The following is a 406-nucleotide window of genomic DNA, read 5'->3' on the forward strand; positions in this document are numbered from 1 at the left end:
AGTTATTCTCAACTGCGTTTTTACCAGACTGCGCACCCGTTGTCGTGCTTTTCGAATCACCACCGGCCAGATTACCTGCCAGACCGGATGCGATGGTCGCAAGATTGCTGACTAACTGCCTGTCACTTTCATCCAGCTCGCTGGCGTGCTTGCCCGGATACATCGTTTTCAGTATCGCATTCGCAGCAAGCTCTCCTGCCGCTGCACCAGCCGCTCCGGCTGCTGCATTGTTCCCCTGCATAGCCGCCGCAGCACCGCCCAGTATCGCATGCGCGATGGCTTTAGCCGCGATATCATCCTCATCGAGGCCCACCTTATGGCCTATGATATTGGCAAGCTCCGGTGCCGATGCACCCGCCAGCGCCGCGCCAATATCACCGCCAGCCAGCCCCTGCAGAGCGCCTAC

General features: G+C 59.1%; 1 protein-coding gene. It reads right to left on the minus strand.

Annotation, left to right across the window (positions count from 1 at the left end):
- On the minus strand, positions 1-406 hold a 406-nt coding region (locus OGV94_RS00885; RefSeq protein WP_286522170.1), incomplete at both ends, for a VENN motif pre-toxin domain-containing protein.

Origin of the sequence: Citrobacter sp. Ce006, from assembly GCF_030336535.1 — a bacterium.
GTDB lineage: Bacteria > Pseudomonadota > Gammaproteobacteria > Enterobacterales > Enterobacteriaceae > Citrobacter > Citrobacter europaeus.